We start from the raw sequence: 21,509 nt of genomic DNA, 5'->3' as shown, positions 1-21,509 counted from the left end.
AATTAAATCTATTTCAGTTTGTTTTCTAACGCAGTATTGTAAATAGTAGCAAAATCGGCAGCTTTACCAAAATCAATTCCATTTACCTGAATGTTATTATCGGTTACTGTTCCTAGTTTTTCAAAAGGCATATTCAAACCTTTCAAGAAACTTTCTACCTGTGCGCAATTGCTTTCTTTTACTGAAACAACTACCCTGCCTTGTGCTTCACCAAACAAAAATGCATCATTTCTAATGGCTGTCGTGTTGAGCGGAGTCGAAACATCGAAACTTAAACCTCTGTTCATGGCACTTTCTAACAAAGTAATAAATAAACCACCTTCACTTACATCGTGAGCTGACTCAATATGATTGCCATTGATTAAACCTAAAACAGCTTTGTGTAATTGGTGTTCTTCATCTAAGTTAAAGTATGGTGCCGGAGAGTATTGTTCTTTTTTATAATGTGCTAAGTAATGAGATGAACCAATATCGTTTTTACTGCTACCTAATAAATAAACAGTATCACCTGCATTTTTAAAATCCATGGTCATGTGTGCTTTGTTACCACCTATTAAACCCACCATTCCAATGGTTGGGGTTGGAAACACCGCATCGTTATCGCTGCTTTGGTTATAAAAACTTACGTTTCCACCCGTTACAGGCGTATCAAACTTTATACAAGCTTCGCCCATTCCTTTTATAGCATATACAAATTGGTAATATACTTCCGGGTTATATGGATTTCCAAAGTTTAAGCAATTGGTTATAGCTGCTGGCTCAGCACCGCTGCAAACCAAATTACGTGCTGCTTCGGCTACCGCAATTTGTCCACCAACAAAAGGATCAGCCCAAACAAAACGGCTGTTACAATCTACCGTCATAGCAATTGATTTATCGGTACCTTTTACTTTTACAACCGATGCATCGCTTGGTGCATTGGTAGTTTGGTTAATGGTTCCAACCATGCTGTCATATTGGTTATAAACCCATTTTTTAGAAGCTATATTTGGATGAGCTGCTAAAAATTTAGCTATATCAACAGCTTGTTCTATGCTGCAATCTGCTACTTTGTTTAAATCAAATTTTGCAATCTCTGCAAAATATTTTGGCTCGGTATATTCTCTGTGGTACACAGGAGCACCACCACCTAATACTAAACTTTCTCCGGGAATATCAGCACGTAATTCATCATTCATATAATATTGAACACGGCCTGAATCGGTTACTTCACCTATAATATTGTAGGTTAAATCCCATTTACGCAATACATTTTCCACTTGCGCTTCCATTCCTTTTTTCACAATCACCAACATACGCTCCTGGCTTTCTGATAAAAGAATTTCCCAATCTTTCATTCCCTCCTGGCGCATAGGTACTTTATCCAACCACACTTTCATACCTGTTCCACTTTTAGCGCTCATTTCGCTGGTTGAACAAGTAATACCTGCTGCACCCATATCTTGCATACCAACTATGGCATCGGTTTCTAAAAGTTCCATGCTGGCTTCTAAAATTAATTTCTCCCAGAAAGGATCTCCTACTTGTACCGAAGGTAAATCCTTGGCTGAATCTTCTGTAATATCTTTACTGGCAAATGCAGCTCCATGAATACCATCTTTACCCGTAGCTGAACCAAATATATAAACCGGATTGCCAATACCTTCAGCAATAGCCGAAACTGTTTTTCCTACTTTGGCTATACCCACACTCATGGCATTTACCAATGGGTTTATCTGGTAACAATCGTCAAAATACACTTCGCCACCCACTGTTGGAATACCAAAAGCATTTCCATAATTACCAATTCCTTTTACTACACCGCGAACCAGCCATTTGGTTCTTTCATTGTCAATGTTTCCAAAACGCAACGAGTTTAATTGCGCAATAGGGCGTGCTCCCATGGAGAAAATATCGCGGTTAATACCACCAACACCAGTTGCAGCGCCTTGGTAAGGCTCAATAGCACTTGGATGATTATGGCTTTCTATTTTAAAACAACAAGCTAAACCATCCCCAATATCTATTAATCCCGCATTTTCTTCGCCTGCTTTAGCCAACATTTTTTCGCCTTCTTTTGGCAATGTTTTTAACCAAACAATTGAGTTTTTATATGAACAATGCTCACTCCACATTACAGAGTATATACTCATTTCGGTAAAAGTTGGAGTACGTCCTAGAATTTCTTTGATTTTTTCAAACTCTTCTGGTCTTAAACCCAACTGTTTTGCTTGTTCAAGCGTGGCTAAATTGCCATTTGGAATTGATTGATTCATGTTGTGCTAAAAATAGTTTGCAAATTTGTTCAATAATTTAACCTATCCAAAACCTAATTTCATTATTTTTGGCCTATTATTTGCAAAAGCAAGTTTTATTAAACAACCAACCATGAAACGCCTTAGTTTTATTTCTCTAATATTTCTGTGTTCATTTATGCCACAGAACCAAGTACCACAGTCAGAGTTAGACGATGTATTATCAAAAATAAAAAAAGTGAATAATGCATTTACCTATGGCGAAAAATTAACGTACCGCGTTCATTACGGACCTCTGGACGGTGGTAAAGCGTACTTTAGTATAGATGCTGCCCCCCAAGTGGTAAATAACAGAAATACTTATTATGTTAAAGTGCATGGCAAATCAGCCGGCTTGGTTGATATGATGTTTAAAGTAAAAGATGAATTTGAAAGTTATATTGACCAGGAAGCTTTGGTGCCTTTAAAAGCCACTAAAAAAATTAAAGAAGGAAAATATACTGACAGCGATTTTATTTTATTTGACCATACAGCCAAAACTGCAACCGGACGTAGGGGCAAAACAGAGATTGTAACCAATACCCAGGATATTATTAGCGCAATATACTATGCCCGTAGCATGGATATGGGTGCAGCAAAACCCGGTGATGTATTTCCTGTTCCGTTTTATATGGATGGTAAAACGTATGAGTTGCGCTTTAAATTTGTGAGCAGAGAAACTTTAAAAACAGATATGGGTACCTTTAAAACCATAAAAGTAAAACCTCAATTAATTGAAGGCCGTGTTTTTAAAGACAACGATGCATTAACCTTGTGGGTTACTGACGATGAAAACAAAATACCTATAAGAGTAGAAAGCGATATTTTTGTAGGAAGTATAAAGGTAGATTTGGAAGAAATGAGTGGACTACGGAATCCACTAACATCGAAAATAAAATAAAAAAAGAGGCCACGTGCCTCTTTTTTTATGTTTATACATTATTCAATAATGAGTTTTTTATACTGCAATTGATTGTTTGTGTTTATTTGTAAATAATAAACACCTGCTGGGTATTTATTATCATTAATGTCAATGGCTAATTGATGCTGACCTGCTTTTAACACTTGCTCAAAAACCATTTGATTTGTTTTTCCATCTATACTCATTAACTGCATAGTTACCACATCAGCTTTCGTTAAGTTTAAATCAACCTGGAATACATTTTTAGCTGGATTGGGAAATACATTGAACAAGCTATTATTAGCAACACCTGCTATATTGGTTGACGTTTGTTCATGAACAGTTAAAGTCTGTTTACTTACATTATTATAACCATTTACAAAAGCACCATATAAGTTTACATCGCCAGTTCCGGCAACGGGTGCAGTCCATAAAAACGTCCATACTGAAGATGTGCTGGTTTTAGCTGCTGAATGTGTAATATACTTTGCACTCAATAATCTGGAACCTGAACCGGCAGCCAGACTGCCTACTATTTGTCCATCGGCATTTTGTGGCGATACTTGAAAACCTTTACGGGCTGTAGTGCCAGCAATGGTAACGGTAATAGTATACGTTTGGCCTGGTACGTAACCTGTACCCGGTACATTACTGGTTAATACATTGCTTGCCTCGGTAGTAGCTACGCCATGACAACTGCCACAAGTTTGTCCATCCGCAGGTGAGCCTGAATAACCAGCAGGTGCTCCTGTAGGATTGGAGATAACCTGCGTACTTAAAAAAAATGTGATAGAAATAAGGGAGATTAAGGTATATATTTTTTTCATTTTTAAAATTTGCTGCCAATATTGTAAAAAAAGTTCATAATCATACATACCTATTGCCGGCAACCAGCATAATATGACATGTACATTATAAAACAGTTAAATTAAAATAGAAAGCCCGACTTTATATAAAGCCGGGCTTTCACCATTAATAAGCTATCAATTATTTTGTAGCTACTACTCTAATTTTAACGTTGAACTTATCGTCAATTGCTTTGTCGCCAATACCTTCAAAAAAGCTTTTTGAACCATACTTAATATCGTATGCTGTTCTGTCAATATCAAAGCTAGCGTTTGCAACTACTTCACCTGTTTTTTTAATTACTACCATAGCAGGGAAAGCAACTTCTTTAGTAATACCTTTAATAGTTAAATCAGCTACTACATTGTAGTTATCAGCACCTGCTTTAGCACCTTTAATAGCTGTAGCTGTTTTAATTTTAAGATTAGCTGTTTTGAAATTATCAACTGCAAAAAAATCAGCTGATTTTAAATGTCCAATCAATTTTTCATTCCACTCACCGGTTAAATCAGTACAAGAAATAGAAGTCATGTCAACATCAAAGTTTCCACCTATTAAAGTAGTTCCGTTAGCTTCAATAGTTCCAGTTGCAAATTTCACTAAACCCATGTGCTCACCGGTTACTTTTTTAGCATGCCAGTTAAATGTTGATTTTTCAGCACTTACTTTGTAAGAAGTTGAAGTTGTTGTTGCCGGTTTAAAGGCCACAGCTGCCATTGAGATTGCTGCTACTGCAGCGATGATTAACTTTTTCATTTTATTTATTTTTAGTTTATGTTTATGTTGTTTCGTTTTGTCTTATTCTATCTAAAATATTATTTATAATATCTGCTTCATCATCAGATAAGGTAATGCTCCCTTCTGAATCAATTAACTTTTGATCAATTTCTAAAAGCAAATCAAGTCCTGATTGCGTAATGGAGATATCCATTTGTCGCCTGTCATTTGGACAAACAAAACGATGAACCAATTGTTTTGCTTCTAATTTATCAATCAATCTTGATGCATTAGATTGTTTATCCAACATCCTGTCTTGTATTAAACTTATACTTACAGGATTTCCATTTTGCCCCCTTAAAATACGCATTACATTGTACTGTTGGGGTGTTAAATTATAAGGCTTTAAAAGTTTACCTTGTATAGTATTGATATAACTGGCCGTTACAATAATATTCAACATAGCTTTTTGCTGCTTACTCCTGAATTTCTTTTGTTTTATTTCGTCTTCTAGTTTCATTCAATTCAACGGCACAAAATTATATGTATATACATGTAATTTCCTAATAATTTATTCTTCATACTATTAATTTACTTTAAATCAGTTGATTAATTATTGGATAGTGTAGCGTAAACTAAAGCCACCGCTTGAAATAATGGTTGGAAATTGGTTGGAGGTAGATGGATTGGTTTGTCGTCTGTCGTAAAAAATACGAAGCATTAATTTTTCATTTATCTGGTAGTCAACACTCGGTCTGAAACTATAAATAGTTTGCCCTAAAACCGGTTCATTGCTTATTCTATCTAAGTTTCTAATTTTTGTTTCATTCTCGCGTATGGAGAAATCAATCCTGAAATTAACATCGTTTTCCAATACAATCTGGCGTGAGCGTCCCAGTGGAATTTTCAATTTTTTAGTCCTGTAACCAAAACCAAACGTAAACTCTTCGCCTATTTGTTCATTCAGCTGACGTGAACCTAAGGCCAGATTCAACATTCTATCTTTATTATACTTAACTGATGTTGTTATATTGTTAATCAAAGTAATCTCTACACCTATTAACGGAGCAAATCGCTCACTTATACTTACACCACGTATAATATACTTTGAAGGCACATCGGTTTCACCTGCAGCGGTATCTCTTTCTAAAGCTGTTGGTGTTAAAAAGTTGCCAACCGTATAGGTTGATGAGTAGCTATGGCTTAAGGCTATATTATTAGCCCATTTTTTAACAAACGATAATTTCGATAATCCATTGTAGTTAATACGCCAGTTTGGAATAGGCAATTTAGGGAAAGGAGTCAATGCTATACTACTTGCACTATTGCCACTGTATGCAGCTAAAAAAGCAGGTATTAATACATCTTGGCTATAGCGGCTGTAACCAATCACATAACCATTATCATCGCGTGCTAATCCTGTGGTAGTTCCCCCATTTTTTTCGGCAGCTAAACGATTGGATATTTCAAGTCTGTTGTTTTCAAACTGGGTAAATACGGACGATATTCCTTGTGCATTGTCACTGGTAAAAGCAGTGCTCCAAGTTCCGTAACTAATACTATAGCTTCCCGTTTCCTGGTAGCCAAAATCTTTAAATGGTTTTCCGGTAACATCAAATTCATCGTAACGGAATATAGAAGTAATATTATTCTGGGTTGACTTTTCTACACTTAGCTCTACCCTAAAATCCTCAAAAGGTTCCAAGGTAATTCTTCCATTTATACGCTCCTGAATGTTTTGCCCATAAGCATTATTCATTCTAGGATCCGTACCCAACCAACCATTTTTAGCTGCTTCGAACCTAAAGTTAGGATCCTGGTCTCCCAATATAAATCCATATCCGGGAGCATTTAAATCATTGTTTTGTCCAAAATAGTTTGGCTTGGGCTTAAAGCCCGGCATAATGGTTCCCTCTGTTAAACTGTATGAACCTGAAATATTTTTGATAGCCATTAAGAACTTGAAGGCAGCAGTAGCCGCGGCTGGCATTTTCTTGGCTTCCTCCTCTTCCTCTTCAGGCGTTTCTTCCTCTACCACTTTTTTACCTTTATTGTCTTTCTTATTGTTTTTATTTTTTGGTTTAGGCTTAGCTGCCGGTTTAGGTTTACTGGCTTGCTGTGGTGTATTTATATCGCGCAAAAACTTAAACTTATTGTACAGTGTAGTAACATTAGCTCCTAAATTAAATTGTTGCTGACGCGAGTTTTGAATAGTGTTACCCAAACTATCAGCAGCAGGTGGTGCTTGTTTCCACTGATAAGTAACTGCGTATGTATAACTTGATTGATTGATAAAATCTAAAAACGGTAACTTAGCTATTGGTACATTATAATTGGCTCTGATTGTTTGGTCGTATTGCGTTAAACGCCCTCCTTTCCAAAAATTATTATAAATACTATCTGTTTTATTAGGTGTTGAACCATCTATTCTTCCATTGGGTTCATCAATTCTGGCATCAGCTATCGCATTGTAATCTATCCGAATGCTCTTGGTAAATTGCCAGCCTAAATCATACGTTCTGCGCATGGTAAATAACTTATCGTAAAAAGCAGGCATAAGTAATGAACCAGTATTGTCATTGGTTCTGTTAATGGTTTCACCATAACGCCTGTCTACTTGTACCCTTGCTCCCCAGTTAGATGGCAAATAGTTAAAGTTTATATCCTTTATCAGTGCCAAATGTTTTGATTTTACAACTTTGGCAAATGGTTCTACGGGCTTGTTCACAAAAGTATAATTATACCCAAGTATGGTTTGATAAATCTGTAACAAATAACTTTCGTACTGTTGGTTTCGCCTAAAGGTTTCGCTAAATGAATAAGTAGCCGATAAATTTTCTACATCCCAAGGATAGGCTTTTTTACTGCCTACCCTGTTTTTCCTGACATTGGTAAAATTATAACTCCGCCTTGTGGTGTAATCATCTGCAGCCCGCGATACTTGTTCCCGCCTTGTTGGATTGGTTGTTTCATCTAACTCCTTTTGTAATTTGGTATCGGGATTTAATGGATTGTATAATGGTCTGATTAAAGTATTACCGTATGAAAAGAAGAATGGAATAGATAAACCTGATTTTACCGGGAAAAATTTACCCAACTCAAACTGTGTTGTTAAATCATATTGGTAAGTATCATCCATAGCACGTTGCTGCAATTTTTTATCTACACCACCCCAACCATTGGTAACAATACTTCCTGCTAACTGAACGGTTCCTAAATCGGCTAACTTAGCCTGCATTCTACCATTTGCAGCCCAACCACCTCTGGTATTAAATTCAGTCATACGCAACTCATTAAACCAAACCTCACCACATAAAGGTAAACCATTATCGATTGTACTACCCGACTCACGCTTAGGATTACGAATACCCACCATTAAAACACGGGCCTGGCTAAAGTCAGGCATACCTACTACGCTTATTCTTCCATTTCCTTTTTGTACAGAATAAGGTAATGTAAAAGCCCAATTGGCATTGTTACGTGCTATCTTAGCTTCTACTAAATCTTCTAAGTTAATAACCATTTCATTAGCCCAAACTTCACTTTTGTTCGAGGTTCCTGATAATGATGTTAAGTTTAATGGTATTTCGTACTCGTAATAGTTATTTATTAAATCTGTTCCTAAACGAATAAATGCACGTAAATCACCATTCTTAGCTTGCGCACTTTCAGCATGCACAAACATGCGTAATTTACCGTACTGACGCATATCAACGTTGGCTGTTTTAAATGCAGCTCTCGCATCACCATCTTTTAAATTACATACCAATAAAGAAAGCGATTGCTCATTTTGTTGAATGTTTTGTGGGGAGCTGAAATCTATCTGCCTGTCAATGCCAGGGGGTGTGGTATAAGGTACGGGTGTTCTGCTACCGTTTTTTTCAATATTAACTGTTGATACTACAAATTGGGTATTATCAGTTGGATCAACAGGTTTATGCTCGCCACCTGTTTCCAAGTTATTGGTATATTTACGCCAATCCGCTCTTACCAATTGCAAATAGGCAAAACGCAATACGGTACTGTCTTTAAAACCTCTCATAAACATACGCATAAAACGTACTGATTTAAAATCGGTAATATCACCCACCTGGCGCTGAAATTCCCTTACCGGAATTTTCAATTGGTACCATGTTTCAGGAGCCGTATTTTGATTGGCAAACGAAACAACATTTCTTACACTGTCCGTCACATAGTTTTGCCCGATTACAAATTTCTCTTTCGATATATCTATTTTATACTGGAAATAAGCTTCAATATCATTCGTAGTAAAATCTCTGTTTATATCTTCTACATCGGGTTGGTTGGAAGCTGCCGTGGGGTATGACTCAGGACCCTGACCAACAATTGGCGAGTTTCCTTGTGACATATTATACTTTTTATAACGCTGCAATACATCTAAGTTACCTTGGTCATAATCACCTCCCAAAAAGTAATGGTAGTTATCGGCAGATGGATCTTCATTAGCTAAGTTATAAGCAGTAGAAGTAGGGCCAAACTTTTGAGCTATTGCACCCAAATAACTGGTTTTAAAAAACTCTCTTTCTGCATTATCGTCCAAACCATCCAAACCCACATCCTGTCTTTGGCGAACCCCGGCATCGGCATCAAAAGCATAATTAATAACCTGGTTATGCGGTACTCTTCCCCATACAGTCGTATCTGTTGATTGGGCTATGGATAAACTATCAGCTTCTTTAGCCAAACCATTCTCAGCCATTCTTCTGTTATCACGTAATATATCCTCACTTACGTTTCCTATGTTAATATACAACTCTCCTTTATCCGTACTGGCCGGATTGTCTTCATACGGATTTTGCATCCATATTTCTATATAGTCAATATTAGATTGTTCAAAGTCATTCTGATCAATCCTTCTCATAATACCACCCCAGTTACCTGTTGGATTACCTAACCTTCCATCCGCCTGTAAATTGTTTACGTTATAATTAAACGGCCCTCTTTCACTTGGATAAAAAGATAAGTCTAAGGTTGGTAAAGTATTTGGCAAACCTGGTTGAATTTGTTTAGCCGCAAAAATATCCTGTACAATAACTTGTCGTACATTGTGTTTTGAAATAACACCCGGATTGTCCTTTATATGTTGTGGCATATAAGGATCGTTGGAGTTATGGAAATTTGTAGCAATAGTATACCACGCAATTTTTGCTCTCTTGTATCCATTTTCCAATGAGTTTAAAGTATTCCCTTCCGGAAACATATCCGGCTGCCCTTGCGGAGTACTTGCTAAAAACCATGAGCTTTGTGATTTTAAATCAAATGGAATTTCAGCATTTTCAAAGTTATCAATATAACCTGTGCCACCTTGGCTAAGTGCGCTGTTTATACCCGGTATCAGGTGTGCATACTCGCCCGTTACGGAGAAAGTAGAAGGTTCTTTGGTTTCAATAAATGGTAATTTATCGACCATTTTTGTTAAAAACCTTGAGTTGCGTCTGTATGTTCCGTCCAAGCCAACTACTAAATTTGAAATAGGCTCCTCTCCCACATTTACTATTCGTGTTAAAGGCTTTTCATTCATGTAAATAAAAGTCGATCCCAGTAAAAAATCCTTATGCACTTTATAATCCAAACGAGCTCCTACTAGGGTACGCTGCTGCACATTAAACAAACTATTTCCTTCTGTTGAAACTTTAATGGTAGCATTAGAATTTAACAACGCTGTATTTACAATTCTAACCCTGCCTAAACTATAATCAACTGTGTAATCTACGTTTTCTGTTAATGGTGCGCCATTGGCAGTTACTCTTACCGAACCCGGCTGTAAATTGGTTGACCCTACTGAAATTTCGTTATTGGAAGAACCTTGAAAACTTCCTCTTAAAAAGAATTTATCAAACTGAGGCAATTGAATAGCTGCAAACTTGGTACTATCGTATAAGGCCGAATAACAATAATAATCGGCCAAGGTTGGATTATTAATAAACTTTGACTTTAGATATTTTCCAAATGGTTCTACTGATGGTAAAATAATTCTACCCGTTTGAGACAATACTGTTACGCCTTCAATAAAATCAAAAACACCATCCGAAACTCTTTCCTGCTGAAGATTTAACTTATCTAAATTGAACACATTTAATAAGGCCTGATCATTCAATAAAGGCTCATTTTTTACAGGTAAATAATTTAAATCCGCTCCCGATGGATCATCAGCATACACTAAGTTTAACCTGAAGTTAGTAGGTTGTATACCAAACGAACCTAATGAATAAACGTTTTTCATCATTAACTTCCACATGGGTAAATCCGGACGTTGCGATGGCCCTTTTATCATTTTCAAAAACAACACATTCGGGTCATCAGGATTAGGTGCTTTATCAGCACTAAACTCTCCTACTTTAAATGGCCTGCCATTTATGCTTCCTTCAAAAGCCACCATTAACACATCATCATTGTTCAATGCCTGGTTCAAGGAAATAAATCCGAGTCTGTTATTAAATGTATACTCGTTAGGGTTTAACTGGCGAGCGTAATTAACCAACATATATTGGTTCAATGGCTTAAGACCTGTTACAGCTTCATCTGCCACTAATTGGTTCAATACATTTTTTGAAGAACTCAACTTGGCTTTTACATCTGGATTAGTAATTGGTCCTTCTGCCACAGGTGCATTACCCCTACCATTTAAATAACCCCACAAACCATTTACTTTATTACTCAATGCCGTATCAAAAGGGCTGCTGTTTACCTGCCATAATTGATTAATACGATGACTGGCCTCACTCAAATCAGAAAAACCAACAACATCGCGCGAGTTATCAAAAGCTCCTGTTCTATTGGTTACCCAAACCTCCACACGGGTAATCACTACATTACTATTAATAATGGGTAAATTACTTACCGCATTATCATACGTTTGATAAAAATATTGCGCCAAAAAGAAATGGCGGTTCATATCATAATTACTTGATTGAATATCGAATTTAGTACTGGTGGCACCGCCTTGCAATTCCGTTTCAGTACTGCGCCCTCTTTGTTGTGAAACAACGGCTGTAGCGGTTAAGCGGCCAAACTGCATGGTTGTTTTAACCCCAAACAAACTCTGGCTACCTTGTATTAAGCTTGAACTTAAAGGCAAGCCAACATTACCCAATTCTATTTTCTTAATAATATCGTCTTCCTTACCCGAATAATCCAATTTCATTTGATTCTCAAACTCAAAAGTGGCTTCGGTATCGTAATTCATGTTTACCTTTACCTTATCACCAACCGAACCTGCAACATTCAACTGTATTTTTTGTTTAAAATCAAACTGAGAGGTACTTTGTTGGCGTAAAGAGAAAGCAGGATTACGCACTTCATTTCCGTTATAAGAAAATATAAGTTCAGCTGTTCCTCTTGGTCTTATATCAATAACAGAACTTCCAAATATTTTATCAAAAGCCTTGCTTGGTATTTGAATAGGCGGAACTATGCTACTTCCTTTTGCAAAATTATTGGCTTGCGATCTTTGTTTAAAATACTGCTTATTGGATTTTTTGTTTTCGTTTTTTAAACGCTCACTAAATGTTTCACTGGCAGGTAAACCGTAATTATAGTTTCCAATTTTTGAAGAATAATTATACTGGTTTTTTTGAGGATCTAACTCATACTTGCTTTTAATATTTGGTGGATCGTTTAAATCAAATGGATTGGTTTTTCTGGTTGTTTCCCAAGGTTTTTTATCCTTAAGCGGAAAAGGTAATTTCTTAGTGGTAGTGTCTTTTTTGTTAGTGCTATCAGGAGGTAATAAAATAAAATCCCTTCGCAAACGCGCAGGACGAGCACTTGTGGTTGACACCATAGCAAAAGCCATACTGCTTAACACAGCAAACAGACTTATGTTGTATAAACTAAATTTAAATTTTCTACTTAACAATGTAGATTTTTGACATAGGCTTTTTTTAAAATTGATATATGTAAATTTTGTTACTTCCAAAATGCTTCAATAACTAAATACTTTGCTAAAAGTTTATAATTGTTTTAAAGCTTGTTTGATGAGTTGCTCCACACTAAAATCGGGATTGGTTTGCCTTACTTTAACCAATACTTTTTCAGCATCAGCTTTTGTAAAACCAAGCGAGACCAAAGCTCCCAGTGCTTCTGCAACAATTGAGTTTGTTACTCCCTGAGCAGTATTTTGAGGTTGATTTAAATTGATCATTTTAACTTTATCTTGCAAATCAACCACCAGTCGCTGGGCTGTTTTAGGCCCAATTCCTTTTATTGATTTTAATAAAGTCCAGTTACCAGTACCTATGGCGTGTCTAATTTCTGCAGGTTTAAGCGATGATAATATCATGCGGGCAGTATTGGTTCCGACCCCGTTTACTGAAATCAGTTGTAAGAAAAGCTGTTTTTCTTCATCATCGGCAAAACCATAAAGCGTATGTGCATCTTCTTTTATACTCAAATGAGTTAAAAGTTTTACTTCCGTTAATGCACTAATTTGTTCGTAAGTATGCAGTGAAATTTGAACACCATACCCAACACCGTTGCAATCTATAACAACAAAAGCGGGCGTTTTTTCACTAATCTTACCTTTTATATGAGATATCACTATTTAATTTTTACAATAAGGGTGCTAAAATATAAAATGTTTTTAAATTTGTTAAGTAATTAAAACAATATATGTCCTTAAAAATCAGCCACTTTTTCATTATAATTCTTTTTTGTTTCAGTTTTCTTATTACAATTAGTCAGACTAGAACGGAAAAAGTGAAAGAATATTATACCAACGGAGTTATAAAGGTAAAAGGTAAAATAAAAAATAATGAACATACCGGGTTTTGGTATTATTATTCAGAGAAAGGGCGCCTAACAAAAAAAGAAAGATGGAAAGATGGAAAATTAAAATGGACCATCATATACAATGAAAAGCAAAAACCTGCCGAACTCATCAATGAAAAAGGCGAAATAAAAAAACTAAAAGGCTGTGGTTGTTAAACCATTTGTTTTTTAACGTGTTTTCAAACAGCGCATTTACAAAAAAAATAACTATTTAAAATCCATAGTTATTCTTTCACCGTAAATGGCTACAAACAACCTTAAAAACAAATCACATGAAAACAATTAAAACAATTGCCATTGCATTAGGAATTTTTGTAATGAGCCAGGTAAATGTAAGTGCTCAAAGTACCGTAACAGTTGGTGGAGAAGCCATGTATCCTAGAAAAAATATTGTAGAAAATGCAGTAAACTCTAAAGACCATACTACACTTGTAGCTGCAGTTAAAGCCGCTAACTTAGTTGAAACACTTCAAGGCAGTGGTCCTTTTACCGTATTTGCCCCAACAAATGCTGCCTTTGCAAAACTTCCTGCCGGAACAGTAGAAAATTTAGTAAAACCGGAAAACAAAGCTACCTTAACTAAAATATTAACTTACCACGTAGTAGCCGGTAAAATTGATTCGAAAGAATTAATGAAAAGAATAAAAGCCGGTAATGGTGTAGCTACTTTAAAAACAGTAAGTGGTGGTACTTTATATGCTATGATGAATGGCGATAAAAACATTGTAATAAAAGATGAAAACGGAAACGTTTCAAACATCTCTATCTACGATGTGTACCAGTCAAACGGTGTAATACATGTAATAGATGCAGTAGTTACTCCTAAAATGTAATTTCCTTCAATTTTTTTATAAATAGTTTTAGTTAATTAAGTCATCTGCCAGTTATTAGCAGGTGGCTTTTTTATTTTTAAAATCCCCAATTTAAGCCCTTTATCAATATTGATTTTGTAATTGCCTATTTTATTAAGTAATTCCGCTTCCCAATTTATTTGAAAATGATTAATACTATACACAAAAAATTAGCTTTAATTTTATTAGGCAGCATTTTGTTTCTACAAACAAATGCACAGAAAAAAGCACCTGACAACTGGTTTAATTTAGATCCCAAAGCCAATAAAGTTTATGGCGTAAGTACAGATAGAACATACAACGAATTATTAAAAGGACGTAAATCAAAAACAGTTATTGTTGCCGTTATTGATGGAGGAACTGATGTAAGCCACGAAGACTTAAAAGATGTTATTTGGGTAAACCCAAAAGAAGTTGCCAATAATGGAATTGATGATGACCATAATGGTTATATTGACGATGTAAATGGTTGGAACTTTATTGGGGGTAAAGACAGCAATGTAGTACAAGACAATATGGAAATTACCCGTGTTTACGCCAAGTACAATAAAAAATTTGCCAATACCACACGAGGTGAACTGGTAAGCAATGTAGAAAAAACAGAATTTGATTTATATAAAAAAGCAGAGGCTTTATACTTAAAAAAATTAAACGAAGCCCAAAGAAATGCCACCATTTATAAAAAAATTGGAGAAGGCATTAGAAGCATAGTAACCTATTTTAACAAGGAAGATATTACCCTAGACGAATTAAAAACTTATCCTGTAAAAAGCAATATAGATAATCTGGCTGTTATCAATGTAACCAATGCTATTAAACAAAAACTACCTATAAAAAGTTTGCTGGCTGAACTGGACGGAGCATACAGCTATTTTAACAACCAGCTAGAAACCCATTTAAACCAAGAGTTAAATACTAGACAATTGGTGGGTGATAATTACGACAATGTAAATGAAAAATATTACGGCAATAATAGAGTGAGCGGGCCTAAAGGCGACCATGGAACACATGTGGCCGGTATTATAGCTGCAATAAGAAACAACAGTGTAGGTATGAACGGAGTAGCAGATAATGTTAGAATTATGGTGTTACGTGTAGTACCTGACGGAGATGAACGCGATAAAGATATTGCCAACGCCATCCGTTACGCTACTGATAATGGTGCAAAAATAATTAACATGAGTTTTGGCAAATCTCTTTCACCTAACAAACACGAAGTAGATGAAGCCGTAAGATATGCGGTTAGTAAAGATGTATTATTGGTACACGCTGCTGGTAACGACCATAATAATATTGATACAGTTGGAAATTTCCCTACAGCCAGATACGAATATGGTACCGACAAAGCATCAAACTGGATTGAGGTAGGTGCCAATACATGGAAAAACAAAAAAGATTTAACAGCAAGCTTTAGTAACTATGGTAAAAACACTGTTGATGTTTTTGCTCCTGGTTTTGATATATATTCATCTGTACCCGAAAACAAATACGAAAGCTTTAACGGAACAAGTATGGCCGCTCCGGTGGTTGCAGGCGTAGCTGCTGTGTTACGTTCTTACTTCCCTGATTTAACCGCTCAACAAACCAAGGAACTAATTTTAGAGTCAGCCATTGTATATAAAAAGAAAGTATATATACCAGGTAGCCAAACAAAAACCAAATTGAGCGAAATATCTAAAACCGGTGGCGTAGTTAATTTATACAATGCTGTGAATTTAGCTTTAAGCAGAGGCTACAAATCATACAATTAATATTGCTTCAATACCAAAAAAGCCGATTGAAATTCAATCGGCTTTTTTTATACATAAAATACAAATAATGCTCTTAATGGACACCAAAATTATAAGAGAAACCAAGCATTAAGCCTCCTGGTTTTAACACATTCATTACATTTTTACTTCTGCTTGTTAGCGTATACCTGTTATCCAATAACTCATAACTGGCACCATCAATTAAAATAGAATAACCCATTTCAAAAACAAGCCTGTTACCTTTTTTTCTTATCCATTGGCGTTGCACAGATATGTTAAACAAAGTAGCAGGATTATACCTCATATTCACCTCAACAGTACCCATTCCATACATATTTTGCACTTCCATCTTTAAAGGTAGCTCATTAATTCCCGTTGCCCTTGAAATACTAATAACCGGGCACCATGCATTGGTATTAATTGCATTAAACACAAGGCCTAAACCAACTTTATTGCCCCAGCTTCCAACACCTGCCGATGCATCCAATAATAATTTATCACTTAATCTAACACCCAGTTTAAGTCCAACTAAACCACAGTTATTATTTAAGCCTGAACCAACACCAATATAAAATGCTGGGGGTTTACTCACTGTACCATAGTCATTTTTTGATTGAGCCATTGCCTTATTCAATAAAACAATAACAAACAACGAAGTAAATAATTTAATTCTTTTCATAAGTAAGGCAAATTAATTGAATTGTAATTAATAATAAAACATTTACTCCATAACCAAATAATAATTTAACCAAGGATAGCCAACTAATTCTGTTAATTTTTCCGTTTATTTGAATGAATGAATTTAAAATATTTAATAATTATTTTTTGTTTAGTAAAGCTACATATATGTTCCGCACAGATTGTATACGATAATGCCACTTACGATAAAAACATTAAAACAGTTCAGCTACTTATTGATGGAACTGACGACCGTTACCCGATATTATTACTCAACAGCAATCAGCAATTAAAATTAAGTTTTGATATAATTGGCAACAACAACGAGTACTTTCAATACACCTTAATTCATTGCGATGCTAATTGGCAACCCACCCCTATGGCACAAAGTTTATATATAAAAGGGATGACCTTTGATAACATAAACGACTTTAAGTTTTCAACCAATACCTATGTTAAGTATGTGCACTACAATTTGCGTTTACCAAACGACAATATGAAACCCATGCTAGCCGGTAATTATATTATAAAAGTGTACCGCAACTTTGATGAAGAAAAAGTAGTATTAACAAGACGGTTCATGATACTAAACAACCAGACAAAAATTGCAGCTACCGCAAAACCAGCATCCTTAGCCGAATATCGGTTTACAAAACAAGAACTTAATTTCACTGTTGAATACAATGCTGCCATTATACCCAATCCTTTACAAGATATAAAAGTAGTAGTGCTTCAAAATAACCGTTGGGATAATGCTTTGCGGGGAGTACCGCCTTTATTTGCCAGCAATGGTAAATTAGATTTTAATTATTTAGATAGAACGTTATTTAGTGGAGGCAATGAATTCCGTTTTTTTGATACCCGTAACCTCAGGCAATATAGCGTAAACGTGCGCACCAAATATTTTGACTCCGTGTATAAATGCCTTTTAAACATTGATGAACCAAGAAGCAGCAAACAATACTCACAATATTTAGATTATAATGGAAAACGCATTGTTGATAACAAAGAAGGTACTAATGCCGACTTAGATGGTGATTATGCTCTCATGCAATTTCAACTAAGTGCTACAGCCATATTGCCCCCTAATACCGATGTATATGTTTTTGGCGAGTTTACTGACTGGAAACTAAAACCGGAATTTAAAATGACATACAATGCCAACCGAATGCGGTACGATTTGGATGTGTCATTAAAACAAGGCCGATATGAATATGCATACGCATTATTAAATCCGGAAACCAATTTACCTGACGAGTCAGATTTTGAAGGCAACTATGCCAATACCGAAAATGAATACATGATTTATGTTTACAACCATAACCTGCAATTCAATTATGACGAATTAATAGGTTCCTATCTATTTAATACGTTGCGTTAAATTTTAAACTTTTGACTTTCACATACAATTGTTTCAATTTAAAAATGTTTATAAATATTTAATAGCCATACAAAAGCCTCAATTACTTTTGAAATAGAAAATAAAGAATATTATGAGTGATAATAAAGAAAAAATAAAAGCACTTCAGCTTACTATGGATAAGCTTGATAAGCAGTACGGAAAAGGAACCGTAATGCGCATGAGCGATAAATTAGTTGTTGCCAGCGAAGCCATTTCAACAGGCTCGTTAAGTTTAGATATTGCTTTAGGTGTTGGCGGATTACCAGTTGGTAGAATTATAGAAATATACGGACCAGAATCGTCAGGTAAAACTACATTAAGTATGCACGCCATTGCCGAAGCACAAAAAAAAGGCGGTATTGCTGCTTTTGTTGATGCAGAACATGCATTTGACAAAACATACGCAGAAAAATTAGGCATTGACGTTGACAATTTAATTATATCGCAACCCGATGACGGAGAACAAGCATTAGAAATTGCCGATGCATTAATCCGCTCAGGTGCTATTGATATTATTGTAATTGACTCGGTAGCTGCATTGGTTCCAAAAGCCGAAATAGAAGGCGAAATGGGTGAAAGCAAAATGGGTTTACAAGCCAGATTAATGAGTCAGGCATTACGTAAGTTAACCGGTACCATTAATAAAACAGGTTGCGTTTGTATTTTCATTAACCAATTACGCGAAAAAATTGGTGTTATGTTTGGTAACCCGGAAACAACTACCGGTGGTAATGCACTTAAATTTTATGCTTCAGTACGTTTAGATATCCGTAGAATAGGCCAATTAAAAGAGGGTGTTGAAATTATTGGTAACAGAACAAGAGTAAAAGTAGCCAAAAATAAATTAGCTCCTCCTTTCCGTACAGTTGAGTTCGACATTATTTATGGAGAAGGTATTAGTCGTTTAGGCGAAACTATTGATCTTGGTGTTGATTTTGAAATTATCAAAAAAGCAGGGTCGTGGTTTAGCTATAACGAGACAAAATTAGGCCAAGGGCGTGATGCGGTTAAACAAATATTAACCGACAACCCTGAATTAACCGCTGAAATTGAAAAACAAATTATTGAAAGAGCCAATTCAGGTAGTGTTAAAATTAAGGTAGAACCAGAATAGAAATAACTATTTAACACATTAAAATTCAAATAAAAAGGCCAACACTTTATAAAGCGTTGGCTTTTTTGTTTAAATAATATTAATTTTTATTGTGTCCTATATCCCTTTAAAACCAATACTTAACAGTATCATTTTAAACACTTTAATTAACTTATTTATCTCACTAGGAACAATTTGTCATTTATTTAGCTATCTTTGTCGCTTATTTTTATAACAGTACTTTGAAAAATTTTAGTGATTTGGGCGTAGAAACGCCCATCTTGAATGCGATTCAAGAGATGGGGTTTGAGACCCCAACGCCTATACAGGAACAGTCTATTCCGGTATTTTTAGAAACAGGGCAAGATATTTTAGGATTGGCCCAGACGGGAACAGGTAAAACGGCAGCATTTGGAGTGCCAATTATCCAACTTATACAGCCTACCAACAAAAATATTCAAGCATTAATTATTTGTCCAACTCGTGAACTTTGCATGCAAATAAGCAAAGACCTTGGAAACTTTAGCAAATTTAAATCTAATTTAAGTATTGTTGCCGTTTACGGAGGTAGTAGCATTGAACGTCAAATTTCTGATATTAAACGTGGAGCAAACATTATTGTAGCAACTCCGGGTCGTTTAATGGATTTAATGAGCCGCAGAGCTATTAACATTTCAACCGTTAATTTTGTGGTACTTGACGAAGCAGATGAAATGCTTAATATGGGATTTGAAGAAGATGTTGAATACATTTTAGCCGAAACTCCTGCTGAAAAACGCGTATGCTTATTCAGTGCAACCATGCCTAAAAGCATCAGAAATATTGCTAATAAATACATGAAAAACCCATTTGAGATTACCGTAGGTAAATCAAATTCAGGTAATGTAAATATTACGCATCAATATGCAGCAGTGCATGCTCGCGATAAATATGCAGCGTTAAAACGTTATTTAGATTTTAATAGTGATAATCTTTATGCTATTATTTTCTGTACTACCAAACACGAAACCCAAGACATTAGCGATAAATTAATCAAAGATGGTTATAACGCTGATTGTTTACACGGTGATTTAAGCCAGGGACAACGTGAAAAGGTAATGAACCGTTTCCGCCATCACGCTATTAAAATATTATTAGCAACTGATGTAGCGGCTCGTGGTATTGATGTTACTGGTTTAACCCACGTAATACATTTCCATTTACCAGATGATATCGAAAACTACACACACAGAAGTGGTAGAACAGGTAGAGCAGGTAAATTAGGTGTTTCATTTACTTTACTTAATATGCGTGAAAACGGCAGATTAAAAGATATTGAACGTCTTTCAAATGTTAAATTTGAAAAAATTCTTATTCCAAGTGCCGAAGAAGTACGTGATAAAAAATTATTAGCTTTTACTGATACCATTATAAATACTGAAATTGAAACAAGTATTTTTGATGAAAAAGTAATGGCTGGTTTACATCCATTAATGGCTATTCCATCTGAAGAGTTAATTCAAAAATTCCTTTCACTTGAATTACGCAGATTTAGTGCTGAATACTTAAATGCTCCTGACTTAAATGTTGATAGCAAAGCGCCACGTGACCGTGATTCGGGTTCAAGCGAAGGCAGAGGAAGAGATAGAAATCAACGCATTTTTGTAAGTTTAGGTAAAAAAGATGGTTTTGATATCCGTAGTTTTAAAGATTGGGTTGCTCAAATGAGTGGTTTAGATTGGAAAGAATTACATGTTGACGTGAGTGGTGTTTTTAGTTTTGTTGATTCCAATACAGAACACGCAACTAAAATTATAGATGCTTTAAATGGCAGTACTTATGAAGGCCGTCCGGTACGTGCTGAATTAAGTGGTGACAAACCAGGTGGTAGCGGTGGACGTTCTCGTAACGGTGGTCGCAGCGGTGGATATGGAAGAAGTGAAGGTGGCAGCAGAGACAGCGGAGGACGTAGTGAAGGTGGTAGAAGCAGAAGCTACAGCGGAAGTAACAGAAGAAGTGAAGGTGGCTCTAATACTGGTGGTGGATACGGAACACGTGATTCAGGTGGTAGCAGAGATGGAGGAGGAAGATCATACCGTTCTGGTTCATCTGACAGACCTAGAAATAGTGATGGCGGAGGAGAAAGAAGACGTAGAAAAGATTAGTTAATCAGATTCACATAATTATACTAAAAAGCCAAATCAAATTGATTTGGCTTTTTTTATGGA

The 21,509-nt window shown here is 35.7% G+C and carries 14 protein-coding genes; 7 read left to right on the top strand and 7 right to left on the bottom strand.

The genetic code is table 11. The annotated features are described in order from the left end of the window. Positions 1-8 precede the first annotated feature (8 nt). Positions 9-2,255: a phosphoribosylformylglycinamidine synthase subunit PurL gene (gene purL / locus V4538_04295; GenBank protein ID MES2380236.1), complete on the bottom strand. Its 2,247-nt coding sequence runs from the start codon at positions 2,253-2,255 to the stop codon at positions 9-11. 157 nt (positions 2,256-2,412) lie between these two features. On the opposite strand from purL, the gene V4538_04290 reads away from it, so the two are divergent. After that, complete coding sequence (locus tag V4538_04290) at positions 2,413-3,174, top strand: DUF3108 domain-containing protein (protein MES2380235.1); 762 nt, start codon at positions 2,413-2,415, stop codon at positions 3,172-3,174. Positions 3,175-3,212: 38 nt separating this feature from the next. Here the strand turns inward: V4538_04290 and V4538_04285 are convergent, their stop codons facing one another. The 5 genes from V4538_04285 to ruvA form a co-directional block, all read right to left on the bottom strand. After that, complete coding sequence (locus tag V4538_04285; protein ID MES2380234.1) at positions 3,213-4,001, bottom strand: choice-of-anchor V domain-containing protein; 789 nt, start codon at positions 3,999-4,001, stop codon at positions 3,213-3,215. Between the two features lie 160 nt (positions 4,002-4,161). Further along, positions 4,162-4,776, bottom strand: coding sequence for a YceI family protein (locus V4538_04280; GenBank protein MES2380233.1), 615 nt, complete (start codon positions 4,774-4,776; stop codon positions 4,162-4,164). A gap of 22 nt (positions 4,777-4,798) precedes the next feature. After that, complete coding sequence (locus V4538_04275; protein ID MES2380232.1) at positions 4,799-5,257, bottom strand: MarR family transcriptional regulator; 459 nt, start codon at positions 5,255-5,257, stop codon at positions 4,799-4,801. Positions 5,258-5,350: 93 nt separating this feature from the next. Continuing rightward, a complete protein-coding gene (gene sprA, locus V4538_04270) occupies positions 5,351-12,553 on the bottom strand; it encodes a cell surface protein SprA (GenBank protein MES2380231.1) in 7,203 nt (2,400 codons plus the stop codon). Between the two features lie 156 nt (positions 12,554-12,709). Further along, positions 12,710-13,297: a Holliday junction branch migration protein RuvA gene (ruvA, locus tag V4538_04265; GenBank protein ID MES2380230.1), complete on the bottom strand. Its 588-nt coding sequence runs from the start codon at positions 13,295-13,297 to the stop codon at positions 12,710-12,712. Positions 13,298-13,455: 158 nt separating this feature from the next. Here ruvA and V4538_04260 point away from each other — a divergent pair, with 158 nt between their 5' ends. The 3 genes from V4538_04260 (at position 13,456) to V4538_04250 (ending at position 16,129) form a co-directional block, all read left to right on the top strand. Next, positions 13,456-13,683: a hypothetical protein gene (locus V4538_04260; GenBank protein ID MES2380229.1), complete on the top strand. Its 228-nt coding sequence runs from the start codon at positions 13,456-13,458 to the stop codon at positions 13,681-13,683. A 116-nt stretch (positions 13,684-13,799) separates the two neighbouring features. Further along, positions 13,800-14,360 carry a fasciclin domain-containing protein gene (locus V4538_04255; GenBank protein MES2380228.1) on the top strand — a complete coding sequence of 187 codons (561 nt, stop codon included), beginning with the start codon at positions 13,800-13,802 and terminating at the stop codon, positions 14,358-14,360. A gap of 164 nt (positions 14,361-14,524) precedes the next feature. Beyond that, a complete protein-coding gene (locus tag V4538_04250; protein ID MES2380227.1) occupies positions 14,525-16,129 on the top strand; it encodes a S8 family serine peptidase in 1,605 nt (534 codons plus the stop codon). A gap of 73 nt (positions 16,130-16,202) precedes the next feature. Here V4538_04250 and V4538_04245 read toward each other — a convergent pair whose 3' ends face one another. After that, the gene (locus tag V4538_04245; protein MES2380226.1) at positions 16,203-16,808 is read right to left on the bottom strand and encodes a hypothetical protein; all 606 of its coding nucleotides are present in this window, start codon (positions 16,806-16,808) and stop codon (positions 16,203-16,205) included. Positions 16,809-16,925: 117 nt separating this feature from the next. Between V4538_04245 and V4538_04240 the strand changes: the two genes are divergently transcribed. From V4538_04240 to V4538_04230, 3 genes are all read left to right on the top strand, one after another. Next, positions 16,926-18,188, top strand: coding sequence for a type IX secretion system plug protein domain-containing protein (locus V4538_04240; protein ID MES2380225.1), 1,263 nt, complete (start codon positions 16,926-16,928; stop codon positions 18,186-18,188). Positions 18,189-18,300: 112 nt separating this feature from the next. Then, positions 18,301-19,323 (top strand): recombinase RecA, encoded by a 1,023-nt coding sequence (gene recA, locus V4538_04235; GenBank protein MES2380224.1) that lies wholly within the window; start codon positions 18,301-18,303, stop codon positions 19,321-19,323. A gap of 221 nt (positions 19,324-19,544) precedes the next feature. Continuing rightward, positions 19,545-21,446, top strand: a complete 1,902-nt coding sequence (locus tag V4538_04230; GenBank protein ID MES2380223.1) for a DEAD/DEAH box helicase — start codon at positions 19,545-19,547, stop codon at positions 21,444-21,446. Positions 21,447-21,509 lie beyond the last annotated feature (63 nt).

The sequence above is a fragment of the Bacteroidota bacterium genome, assembly GCA_040388375.1.
Lineage (GTDB): Bacteria > Bacteroidota > Bacteroidia > UKL13-3 > UKL13-3 > JAAFJM01.
Note: the sequence above shows the minus strand (reverse complement) of the source record. Positions and strands in the feature narration are given on the sequence as shown.